The sequence below is a fragment of the Sphingomonas sp. genome, from assembly GCF_042091075.1.
GTDB lineage: Bacteria > Pseudomonadota > Alphaproteobacteria > Sphingomonadales > Sphingomonadaceae > Sphingomonas.
Map to the genome: position 1 here is coordinate 1 of NZ_JBELIE010000102.1, position 12071 is coordinate 12071.

The 12071-nt window shown below is 67.8% G+C and carries 7 protein-coding genes; 2 read left to right on the forward strand and 5 right to left on the reverse strand.

Annotation, left to right across the window (positions count from 1 at the left end; genetic code table 11):
- The first annotated feature begins 427 nt into the window (after positions 1 to 427).
- Positions 428 to 895 (forward strand): Hsp20 family protein, encoded by a 468-nt coding sequence (locus ACFDSW_RS10935; RefSeq protein ID WP_375250324.1) that lies wholly within the window; start codon positions 428 to 430, stop codon positions 893 to 895.
- A 135-nt stretch (positions 896 to 1030) separates the two neighbouring features.
- Here ACFDSW_RS10935 and addB read toward each other — a convergent pair whose 3' ends face one another.
- Genes addB through ACFDSW_RS10960 form a run of 5 tightly spaced genes read right to left on the reverse strand, consistent with a single transcriptional unit; the run spans position 1031 to position 8543 of the window.
- The gene (gene addB, locus ACFDSW_RS10940) at positions 1031 to 4006 is read right to left on the reverse strand and encodes a double-strand break repair protein AddB (RefSeq protein ID WP_375250325.1); all 2976 of its coding nucleotides are present in this window, start codon (positions 4004 to 4006) and stop codon (positions 1031 to 1033) included.
- Positions 3999 to 4754: a nucleotidyltransferase family protein gene (locus ACFDSW_RS10945; RefSeq protein ID WP_375250326.1), complete on the reverse strand. Its 756-nt coding sequence runs from the start codon at positions 4752 to 4754 to the stop codon at positions 3999 to 4001. Before ACFDSW_RS10945 ends, addB begins: the two co-directional genes overlap by 8 nt.
- Positions 4751 to 5749 (reverse strand): aminoglycoside phosphotransferase family protein, encoded by a 999-nt coding sequence (locus ACFDSW_RS10950; RefSeq protein ID WP_375250327.1) that lies wholly within the window; start codon positions 5747 to 5749, stop codon positions 4751 to 4753. Before ACFDSW_RS10950 ends, ACFDSW_RS10945 begins: the two co-directional genes overlap by 4 nt.
- Complete coding sequence (gene tsaE / locus ACFDSW_RS10955) at positions 5746 to 6186, reverse strand: tRNA (adenosine(37)-N6)-threonylcarbamoyltransferase complex ATPase subunit type 1 TsaE (RefSeq protein ID WP_375250330.1); 441 nt, start codon at positions 6184 to 6186, stop codon at positions 5746 to 5748. The genes ACFDSW_RS10950 and tsaE overlap by 4 nt, the downstream gene beginning before the upstream one ends.
- A gap of 23 nt (positions 6187 to 6209) precedes the next feature.
- A complete protein-coding gene (locus ACFDSW_RS10960; RefSeq protein ID WP_375250328.1) occupies positions 6210 to 8543 on the reverse strand; it encodes a PAS-domain containing protein in 2334 nt (777 codons plus the stop codon).
- Positions 8544 to 8826: 283 nt separating this feature from the next.
- Between ACFDSW_RS10960 and ACFDSW_RS10965 the strand changes: the two genes are divergently transcribed.
- Positions 8827 to 11841, forward strand: coding sequence for a TonB-dependent receptor domain-containing protein (locus tag ACFDSW_RS10965; protein WP_375250329.1), 3015 nt, complete (start codon positions 8827 to 8829; stop codon positions 11839 to 11841).
- Positions 11842 to 12071: the final 230 nt, after the last annotated feature.

Genomic DNA, 12071 nt, shown 5'->3' on the forward strand with positions numbered 1-12071 from the left:
TGCGCCGCCGCGCGGTGACGACGATATCGCCGCTGCCCTGCTGCGCCGGTCCCAGGCGACCGTTGTCATTCGTCTGAACCGGCTGTTCCTCTTCCGGCTGCTGCGCGCTCGGCGAGGTTGGGGTTTGGGCTGAGGCTGGGGCTGGGGCTGGGGCTGGGGCTGGGGCTGGGACGACAGTGCTGGCCTGCGCCAGAAGAAGTGCGAGCGTCACGGACATCGGCAGTAGGCCCCTTTGCTTCTTTTACTGCCAGCCATCATGACGCAGACACCTAACACCCATCAAACAAGTAGGACTTTAGTGCCCCCTTGAAACGCTTCATCCGGCGCCCATCTTTCGGAGGTGCGGCGCTGCTGGACGGGCTGCACAAAAACAGGGCGTCGCGGAACACCGGACGCTCGCGTCAAATAGCTCATTGGAGGATTTGAGATGCGTTTCGACCTGACCCCGTACCGCCGCTCGACGATCGGTTTCGATCGTCTGTTCGATATGATCGAAGCGAACGCGCGCGGCACGACCGAGAATTATCCGCCGTTCAACCTGGAGCGTCTTGCCGAGGATCGTTATCGAATCACGCTGGCCATCGCAGGTTTCAGCCGTGACGAAATCGAGATCACCGCTCAGCAAAATATGCTGATCGTGGCCGGCAAGAAGGACGACAGGGCCGAGAACGGCAACTTCCTCCACCTCGGTATCGCCAACCGCAGCTTCGAGCGGCGGTTCGAGCTGGCCGACTTCGTGTTCGTGGAGGACGCACGGCTCAACGATGGCCTGCTGGTGATCGATCTGGTTCGCGAGGTGCCGGAGGCGATGAAGCCGAAGACGATCGCGATCAAGACCGGGGCTCCGCTCGCCGCGGTCGAGGACAAGACCGCCGACGCGGCGCAGGCCGCCTGATCAAGGGCCGCTGCCAGCGGAATTGGCGCCTCTTTGCTCCCTTTCGAGGCGCCAATGGGGGCGTCCGGACCATCCGGTCCGGGCGCCTTTCCTGATCAAGCGAGCGTGACGCGATCGTTCGCGCTGCCGGTGATGCTATCGATCCCGGCCATACCATTCGTCGCGCCGCATCAACTGATCATATTCGGCATAGGGCGCGAATTCAGGATGTAGCTTCGCGGTGAACGGCTCGTCCCCCGAAAGCCAGCGCGCCGCCGCTTCAGCGAAACTATCGCGTGCCGCGCGGACGAAATCGGCTGTAACGATCCGGCCCCCTTTGCCCGCCGGATCGGCCGGGCTCGCAACCGAACCGAACGTATCGCCCTTCTTCGCGAGCGACCAATATTCGAACGCGGTCGCCTGCCCAGCGATGCCGGGAAAACCGCCGTCCTCCGCGATCGCGCCGAGCAGCCCGAGTTGCAGGTTGAAGCCCCCACGTACCGCCGCGACCGAGGGCGCCTTGCCCGTCTTGTAATCGACGATCCCCAGCCCGCCGTCGGCCATCCGATCGATCCGATCGAACCGGCCGGTCAGGCGAATGCCCGAGAGCGTCGCCTCCCCGCGCCCCTCCACCGCCAGCACCTGCCGGCCAGCCGCGCGGTCCGCCAGCGTGCGCGCCGCGATCCACTCGAACGCAGCGATCAGGCGCGGCTGCCATAGGGCGCGAAGCAGGGGATGTGCCGCCGGATCGCGCAACAGCGTCAGCGCGCGCGGCAACAGCCGGTCCGCATCGCAGGCATCCTCCCTCGCCCAGGCTTCGAGCACCGCGTGCACCGCGGTGCCGCGCCACGCCGCGCTGGGATCGGCATCCACCGCATCCAGCGCGGTCAGGCCCAGGATGCGACGGGCATAGAAAGCGAATGGATCCGCTTTCAGCCGGTCCACCTCGGTGACCGAAATGTGCCGTGGTCGCCATGCCGGCGGGGGCAGCGGTGCGGGCCGCTCGGCCGGGGTCGGCACATCGGTGCGATCGAGGGCGCGGGCCCAGTCATGCCACCACGGCGCGCGCGGGAAGCGTTCGCCCGCCATCGCCTCCAGCCGCAACCAGAAACGAGAGGCCAGCGCCGGCGCGCGCGCGTCTCGACGGCTGCGCGTCAGGATCACGCGCGGCGCGCCCAGCGCCTGTGCGAAATCGTGCGCGGCCACCCCGATCGACCGTTCGAGGCCCGGCAACCCCAGTTCCGCACGGATCCGGGGCGCGAGCCACGGGTCCGGCGCTGGAATGCCCGGCCATGTTCCCTCGTTCAGCCCGCCCAAAATCATCAGATCGGCTGACTGCAGGCGCGCTTCCATCAGGCCGTAGATCGCCAGGCGTGGATCACGCTGGCGTGGCAGCGTGCGGACCGCGATGTCGTTCATCAACAAACGCAGCAGCGGCGCGAAGCCGGCCGCCCCGGGACACCGCGGCCCGAGCGGCGCCTGCGCCTCCAGCGCGGTGAGCAGATCCGCCGCGGCGCGCCCCGCCGGGCCTCGCCACGCCTCGTCGCCGGCAAGCAGTTGGGCGGCATCGCGCAAACGCGCGACCAGCGTCGCCAGTGAGGCCGTCCCATTGTCCGACATCCCCGCGATCGGCGCCAGCAGGCCGCGCTCCGCCGCCCACCACGCGCGCGCGCGCGCGCGCCGGCCGCCGTCGGGCGGGCGCTCGGCCTCCAGATGGCGGTCGATTCCCTCCAGCCCAGGCGCCGGTCGCGGCCCGCGCAGCGCGAGATCGAGCCGCCGCACCCCCTCCAGCCACGCCCCGCGCGCATCGCCCGCGCGCACCAGCGGATGCTTGAGCAACGTCAGCAGCGCCATCGGCGCGAAATCCTGCGCCGCCGCCTCGACGATCGCGGTCAGCAACGTGCCCGGCGGCAGGATCGAGAGGGGGCGCCCGGCGCTGTCGTCGACCTCGATCCCCCAGCGCCGGCAGTGCGCCGCGACGCGCCGCGCGAGCATCCGGTCGGGAGTGACGAGTGCGGCGGTCCGCGCATCCTCTTCCAGCGCGCCGCGCAGCATCAGCGCGATCGCCTGTGCCTCTTCGGCGGGATTGGCCAGCTCGACGGCCTCCACCCCGCTCAGCCGCCGTTCGCTGGCATCGAGCCGCGTCCATTTCGCGGTGAAGGCGGCGGGGGTCAATGCATTGGCGATCGCGCGTCCGCGCGGGGCCGGTGCGTCATGCTCGCTCGCGTCGGCCCACCGTGACACTTCACCACGCGCCACGCCGATCCGGTCGAGCAGCAGTTTGAGATGGAATTGCGGATGCACCTCGATCGCGCGGCGGGTCAGCGCGGTTGCCGGGTCCGGCGCGAACGGTCCAAGCGCTTCCCATTCCTCGTCCGGCATGGCCAGGTCGATGTCCGCGAAGACCACCATTCCCTGCGGCAAGCCGGCAACGGTGCGCAGCAGCCGCGCCACTGCGGGCGCAGGATCGGTGATCCCCGCCGCACAGACGAACCCGGCGGGGGGAGCGTCTCTCCAGCGTTCGGCCTGCCGATCGAGCAACGCAACGCGGCGCGCGGACGCCTCGATCCCGCCCAGCCGCGCACGCTCGGCAGGCCAGCGGTCGATCACGATCCGGAACGCCGCCAGCGCGCTCTCCCAATGGTGCGACAGGCCCTCGCCCGGATCGATCGTCGCCAGCCGTTGCGGATCGATGCCTTCGACGATCAACTGGTCCATCGTCGCGGCGAGATCGCCGGCGAGCCGCACCGCCTCCGCCGCGTCGATCGGACGACCGCTGGCGGCGCGCTCCTCCTCGACCAGCCGGGCCAGGATCATGCGTCGCTGCAACGGGTCGATCGCCGGCGGCAGCGGCGGCGCCGCGTCGGCGGGATCGAGCGCCGCGCCCACCGCCGCCTCCAGATCGCCCGCCCCGATCGCGACGATACGCGGCAACAGCAGCGCGCCGCCGCTGGCGCGGACGAACGCCTCGCTGATCGCCATCGCCCCGCGATTGTTCGGCACCAGCACCACGCCGCGTGCCAGCGCGAGGGGATCACGCCCGGCGTGGCGCCGCATCAACCCTGCGACGAGCGAGTCGGCGAAGGCGCGATGCGCCGGGATCGTGTAGAGCCGCGGGCGGCCCTCAGCCATCGGCGAGCAGCGCCTCGGTCCGCGCGATCGCACCGGGCTCGTTCACTTCCGACCAGAAGCCCTGGTGCACCAGCCCGAACGCGCGCCCTTCCGCGATCGCGCGGCTCCAGAACACGTTGGTCGAGAAAGGACCGCTGGGCGCATCGCGGATCAGCCTTGGCGATACGATCTGCACTCCCGTGAAAACGAACGGCGCCACCCGCCCCGGCTTGCGCCGGCCCGTGATCCGCCCGGCGGCGTCGAGGTGGAAATCCCCCTGCCCGCTATGGTTATGTGCCCGCGCATAGGGGATCAGCAGCAGCAGCGCGTCCATCAGCGCATCGTCCCAGCGTGCCGCGAGCATGCGGATCGCGTCGGTCGGGCCATCGAGCCAGAGATTGTCGCTGTTGACGACGAGGAACGGGTCCTCCCCCAGCAGCGGCAGTGCCTTCGCAAGCCCGCCGCCGGTTTCCATGAGTTGTTCGCGCTCGTCCGAGACGATCACCTCGATACCATGGACACGATGGCGCAGGTGAGCCTCCAGCGCGTCGGCGAGATAATGTACGTTCACCACCGCGCGCGCCACGCCCGCGGCACGCAGCCGATCGAAAGTGTGATCGAGCAGCGTCCGCCCCTTCACCTCGACCAGCGGCTTCGGGCGGGTCGCGGTCAGTGGTCGCATCCGCTTGCCGATCCCCGCCGCCATCACCATCGCGGTGCGCGGCACCGCCCCGCCGGGATCGGGGCGGATATAGCGTGGACGGCTCATGACAAACCCTTTGCGGCGGCGATGACCATGGGATCGCCGCGCCATTCGGGCGGCAGGTTGGCGGCGAACCAGCGGGCCACCGGCGCCAGCGCGGAATGGCTCAGGTCACGCTCGAGATAGCTCCATACGCGCGGGCACAGGCCGGGATAGCGCTGCTTGCCATCGCGTCGCCACAGCCGGGTGAAGATGCCGATGATCTTCGCGTTCCGCTGCGCGCCGAGCACGTGATAGGCGTCCATGAACGCATCGCCCTCCCCCGTCGCGGCGCGATAGCGCGTCAGCATCAACTCCTCCAGCGTCGGGTCGACATCGCGGCGCGCATCCTGCAGCAGCGATACCAGGTCATAGGCCGGGTGCCCCGCCAAAGCGTCCTGGAAATCGAGCAGGCCCAGCGTCCGCTCCGGCCCGATCAGCATCAGATTCTCGGCGTGATAGTCGCGCAGCACGGTCACCGGCACTTGCGCATCGGCACGCCCCAGCACCGCGTCCCACGCGGCGGCATAACCCTCGACATCGACCGCGACGCCAACGGCGGGACAATACCATTCGGTCAGCAACGCCGCCTCACGCTGCAATTCGGCGCGATCGTAGCGACGCAGTTCCCCCGGCGGATGCGCACGCAGCGCGACGAGCAGGTCGACCGCCGCCTCGTATAGCGGCAGCGTGACCGCCGGATCGTCGTCAATCGCCTCGCGCATCCGGGCATCGCCGAAATCCTGCAACAGCACGAAGCCGCGCTCCAGATCGAGCGCATGGATCGTCGGCGCGGTGAAGGCGCGATCGGTCAACCAGCGGGCGACTTCGACGAACGGGCGCGGATCCTCATGCGGCGGCGGCGCATCCATCAGGATCGCCCGCCCCCCTTCGAGGTGAACGCGGAAGTAGCGCCGGAACGATGCGTCGCCCGCAAGCGGCTCGATCCGGGCGTCGGCCCAGCCATGCGAATGGAGGAATTCTTCCGCCCCCGCCGGAATCGACGGGGACGACCGGGTCATCGGGGTGGCCATCGCGCTTCCCATGCCGCGGGCGCCGACCATGTCAAGCGGCGCGCGCCATCCGGCAGGACGGCAAGGTCGAGCGCCAGCGCATCACGCCAACGCCCCGGCCCGGCCCGCTCCGCCCATTCGATCAGCAACGCACTGTCATAGCGTGCCTCGTCGAGCCCCAGTTCGAGCAGGTCGCCGGGCGAATCGAGCCGATAGAGATCGACGTGCAGCACCGGCAGCCGCACGTCGGGCACGTCATAGGGCTGGACGATCGCGAAGGTGGGCGACGGCGCTTCTTCCTCCAGCCCCAGTGCGGCGAGCACGCCCCGCGCGAAGCTGGTCTTGCCCGCGCCGAGCCCGCCAGCCAGCGTCACCACGTCGCCCGCCCGCAGCACCGCCGCCAGCCGCGCGCCGAGCGCTTGCGTCGCCGCGAGATCGGCGAGCATGATCTCGCCCGTCCACCCGCCGGTCACCGTCGCGGCAGCTCGACGGTGATCAGCGTGCCCTGTCCCGGCTCGCTGACCAGCTGGATCGTGCCCCCATGCGCTTCCACGAACTGCCGGGCGAGCGGCAGGCCAAGGCCCAGCGCCCGCTCGCTCCCCGCCGAGATGCCATCCTGCGCGAAGCGATCGAAGGCGTGCGCCGCGGTTTCCGCCGACATGCCGCCCCCGTCGTCGGACACGACGATCCGCGCGCAACCGGCATTGCCGTCGACATGCAGCAGCACCCGGCCCTTTTCCGGTGACGCCCCAACGGCGTGACGCAACAGATGTTCGATCACCTCGCGAATGCGCCGCGGATCGCCGGTCAACCGGCCCGCCGATCGCTGTATTTCGATCACCAGATCGACATGGTGGCGCTGCGCCGATCCCCGTACCGCATCGGATGCGGCACGCGCCACCGCGCCGACATCCATATCCGCCTTTTCCAGCGGCCTGGCGCCGGTACCGGTGGAAGTGAGATCCAGCACGTCGTCGATCAACAGGCCCAGCCGCTCGACCGAGTCGAGGATCGCGTCGAGATAGCCGATCGCATCGGGCGACAGCTCTCCGGCATATCCACCGTGCAGCATCTCCGCGAACCCGCTGATCGAGGTCAACGGCGTCCGCAGTTCATAGCTCATGTTGGCGACGAACGCGGTCTTGATCCGGTCCGCCGCCTCCAGCGCATCGTTGCGGTCGCGCAACGCCTGTTCCATCCGGCGGCTGTCGGTGATGTCCAGCAACGTGAACAGTGCGTTGCCGTCCGGCAGCGGCACCGCGGCAAATTCGAAATGGCGCCCGTCCGCCAGCGCGATATGCCCGGCGCGCTGCTGCCGGTCGGCGGTCGCGGCGCGCACCAATTCGGCGATCTGGCGTGCGCGCCTGGGGTTCGACAATTTGTCCGCCACCCGCTCCGCGATCGCATCGACGCGGGGATGCGCGCTGAGGAATTCCTCCTCGAAATCCCACAGCGCACGAAAGCGGTTGTTCCATAATTGCAGCCGGCCATCCGCCGAAAAGACGCCGAGCGCCTCGAACAGATTGTCGAACGTCGCGGTCCGCACGCGCAGCAGCGTGTCGCGTGCGCTGGCCAGTTGCACCTGTTCGGTGCGATCCTCGAAGATGACGAGCAAGCCGCCATCGGGCAGCGGCTGGGCAACGACGCGCAGATGCGTGCCGCCCGGCAGATGCCAATTTTCCTCGATCGCGCCTTCGGCCTGGACGAACCAGCCGCGGCGTTCCCGCTTCCACCCGGGGAAGTCGCGCACCTCGGGAACGCGATTGGCCTCGCGCATCCGTTCCAGGATACGATCGAACTCGGGGCGGTCCGACAGCCATTCGCGCCGCATCGCGAACATGCGGCGAAACGGCTGGTTGCAGAAGACGAGGCTGCGATCGCGGGCGAACTGCGCCACCCCCGCCGAGAGCCGGTCGAGCATCGCGCGCTGCGCATCGGCGAAACGGCGTTCGCGCACATGCGCCTGTTCGACATCCTCGACGTCGATCGCATAGCCCGCCACTCCGCCGACCGGCAGCGGCACGTCATGGATCAGCAGCGAACGGCGCGCGCCAGCGATCGTGGCGGGCAGGACACGCTGCTGCGGCTTGCCCTCGCGCAGTGCCAGCGCGGCGCCGGCGGTGGGGCCGCCGTGCCCCGATTCCTCGACCAATTCCAGCCCGCGACCGACCACTTCAGCGGCATCGCTCCCCTCGACTGCCGCGACATACGCCGAATTGACCATCGCGAGCCGCAAATCCGGGTCCCGATACCATAGCGGCACCGGCGCCGCCTCGATCAAGCCGGTCAGTGCTTCGAACGCCTCGCTCAGGCCGCTGCATTCGGTCCGCAGCCGGTGCATTTCGCCCTCGGTGGTGGTGGAGTCATAGAACCACACGATCACCGCATCGCCGCGCCGCTCGCCCTTGGCGGTCAGCGTGCGCGCACCATCGCGGGTATGCACCGTGCGCAGGAAATCACGCGCGGAACGCTGGCAGACCGCCACATCATGCGCCAGCGCCTGCGCATCGGCGCTGCCGATGCCCCAGCCCGCGGCGTTCAGTTCCTGCAGATAGGACGGCACATTGCCCAGCCCCAGCCAGTCGGCGACGCGCTGCGCCATATCGATGCGGCCATCCGGCCGGATCACGATCGGCTGCATCGGTGCGTTGACGAGCAGCGCGTCGAGCGCGTTACGCGCCTCAACCGCTCCCCGCGCGTCCGCCCGCGCCCGCAATCCGACATACACGAGCGCCGCCCCCGCCACGATCAACAGCAGCAGCACCACCCCCGCCGCCACGGCCGCGCCGGTCGAGAGGGTCATGACGACGGGATCGCGGATCGGGAACGCATCGATATTGTCTAGGGGGCGGTGCGATCAGCCACAAGTCGCTCGCAGCAGCCGGATCCCCGCCGGCGACGGCGTGTTGCAGGCTGTTACCCAATTGTCACAATTGGAATAAATGACTCTCATGGTGATGCCGAGAACTTTCCCCGTGCGCTCTCTCCGGCATAGGAATGCGCCCAACGCATAGGTCAGATAACATGACCTGTTGGAGCGCGTGTTCAGAGAGGGCATCATTATGTCAGTTTATCGCGGTCGCCTGTTGGCGACGTCCCTGCTCACCGGGTTGACGCTAGCATCGCCTGCGGCCCTGGCGCAGAACACCTCGGGGCAGAATGCCACGGTCGAAGCCGGCACGACGCAGTCGGCCAATGATCCCGCCGCCACGCCCGCGACGCCGTCCGCGCGGGGAGACGAGCCGGCCGGCGACATCGTCGTCACTGGTTCGCGGATCCAGTCCCCCGCCGCCACATCGGCGTCGCCCCTGCAGGTGACGAGCGCGGAGCAGATCCGCCAGGCCGGCGTCATCAACGTGCAGGATCTGCTGCTGCAGAATCCCGCCTTCGGCGCCCCCGGCATCAGCCGCACCAACTCCAGCTTTGCGACCCAGGGCGCGGGCGTGGCAACGGTGAACCTGCGCAACCTGGGCGAGGATCGCACGCTCGTCCTGGTCAATGGCCGTCGGTTCGTGTCGGGCGTCCCCGGCTCGGCCGCAGTGGATCTTAACGTCATCCCCACCCAGTTCCTGCAGCGCGTCGATACGCTGACGGGCGGTGCCTCCGCGGTCTATGGTTCCGACGCCGTCGCGGGCGTGGTGAACATGATCTACAAGACTGATTTCGACGGTCTGCAGGTCGACGGCCAGCTCGGCATCTCCGAACGTGGTGATGGTTTCGACAGGCAGTTCAATGTCCTCGCCGGCAAGAATTTCGCCGATGGTCGCGGCAACATCATGTTGTTCGGTGGCTATTCCAAGCAGGGCACCGTTCTGAAGCGTGACCGCGAGACCGAGGGCGGGTCCAGTGCGGTGGATTCGACCAGCCGCGGCGCTTACGTGACCGGCAACGACGCGGAGCTGTTCACGCCACAGCGCCCCTATCTGTCGGGTTTCGCGCCGCAAGGCCGTTATTACGCCGGTGATTCGGTGTTCACGTACGGCCAGGACGGCGCATTGCGTGATTGCGTGTCGACCAACGGAACCGGGGGCTGCGTCAATGCCGATGGCAGCGCCGCCGGCCCCGATGGCTTCAACCGGTCCGCTTTCCGCTATCTCGCGGTGCCGGTCGAACGGTTCGTCGGTGCCGGACGCGCGAATTTCGAGGTGGCGCCCGCGCTGAACCTCTTCCTCGAAGGCAATTACGCCAAGACGAAGGTCAGCACGGTCATCGAGCCCTATCCGCTCGATTCGACCTTCGGCAATCCGCGCAACACCGGCCAGATCCCGATCCAGACGGTCGTAAACGGCGTCACCTATCGTAATCCCTACGTGCCGGACGCGATCTTCAACGCAGCGACCGACACCGATGGCGATGGCCTGCGTGACATCTATTTCGATCGCCGGCTTGCCGATTTCGGTAATCGCACCAGTTCGGTCGAACGCGACCTGTTCCGGGTCGCCGGCGGTGCGAACGGCTCCTTTGCTGAAGATCGCTTCAATTACGAAGTCTACGGCATCTACGGCCAGACGGTCGAGCATCAGTCCGGCACCGGTCAGTTCAACACCAACAATTTCTTCCAGGCGCTGAATTCCTATCGCGACCCGGCGACCGGACAGATCGTGTGCGCTGATCCGGCTGCGCGGGCGGCAGGGTGCATTCCCGCCAACATCTATGGCGCGGGCACGCTGGCCAACGCCGAACCCTACCTCGCGGCGCCGACGACGCTTGCGGTCAAGCTGTCCCAGACTGTCTTCGGCGGAAACGTATCGGGCAAGCTGTTCTCGCTGTTCGGCGCCGATCCGATCGGGTTCAGCGTCGGCACCGAATATCGCCGGGAAACCAGCCGGAGCGACTTCGATTTGCTGACGCAGCAGGGCTTGAACGGCAACAACGCCCTGCCCTCGACCCGCGGCAGCTTCCATCTTTGGGAAGGGTTCGGCGAGGTCATCGCGCCGTTGATCCAGGATCGCCCATTCTTCCATGCACTGACGGTGCGTGGCGCGGTCCGGGTGTCGGACTATAATACGATCGGTACGACGGTCAGCTACAATTACGGCGGCGAATGGGCGCCTGTGGAGGACATTCGCTTCCGTGTCATGCAGGCACGCTCGGTTCGCGCCCCGAACATCAATGAGCTGTTCCAGGCGCCGCAACAGAACTTCCCGAGCGTCAGCGATCCCTGCATCGGCGTCACCGCCACCACCGGCGGGACGCTTGGCACACAATGTCGCGCCGCGCCGGGTGTGGCGACGAACATCGCTGCAAACGGCAGCTACACCCCGACGCAGGCCGACATTCAGGGCGTGACCAGCTTTGAATCGGGCAATCCGTTGCTTCAGGAAGAAAAGGGCGATTCGTTCACCGCCGGCGTGGTGATCGCGCCGCGTTCGATCCGCGCCCTGCGCAACCTCGTCGTGACGGTCGACTATTTCAACATCCGGATCCGGGATGCGATCGTGCAGACGCCGCTGCAATATATCCTGAACCAATGCTATCAGGCGGGGAATCAGGATTATTGCAATCGCATCACGCGCCGTCCGGCCAATATCGGACCGAACGACGCCGGTTCGATCGATCAGCTGACCACCAGCTACCTCAACAGCGGCGGTGTGAAGACACAGGGAATCGATACGACCGTCACATGGCGCCAGAACCTCGCCGATATCGGGCTGGTCGGCGATCTGGGCCTGCGTGGTTCGTATAGGCACCTGATCTCGGGCTATGTCGTCCCCCTGCCAGGGGCGGATCGCGACTATTTCGCCGGAGAGATTGGCGCGTCGCGTGATCGCTTCACGATCAACGGCTCGTATGATGTCGAAGGCGTGGGACTGACGATGACGGGCACCTGGCTTAGCCAGGCGAGCCTTGATGACCAGCTGACTGGGGCGGTTCCGGGGAGCAATCCGCTGTATCGCGTGCGGCCGCAATTCTATCTCGACTCGCAAATCCGTTTCCGCGCCAACGATCAGTTCGAATTCTACGTCGGCGGCTACAACCTGCTCGATAACAAGCCGCCTTATCTGGCTGATATCGGCGCGGATGCCGGCCAGGACACGTACACCTCGGCCTATGATCCGCTCGGCCGCCGTTTCTACGCCGGCGTTCGCCTCAGCTTCTGACGTGACCGGTCAGGAGGGAGCTGTTCCCTCCTGACCGCCACTCCGCCGCCTGCCTTGCCGTCCGCCGCGCCCTCGCGGTCGGGCGGCTTTTTCATGATCGGCACGCACCCAAGAAAAAGGGCCGCGTCGCCCGGTGGCGCCGCGGCCCCGGGGCGGCCCCGGTGCGGCCGCGCCCGCGCGCAAGTGGTCCGGCGTGTACGGGCCGTCGCCCGGGACGCCCCTCTAGGGAT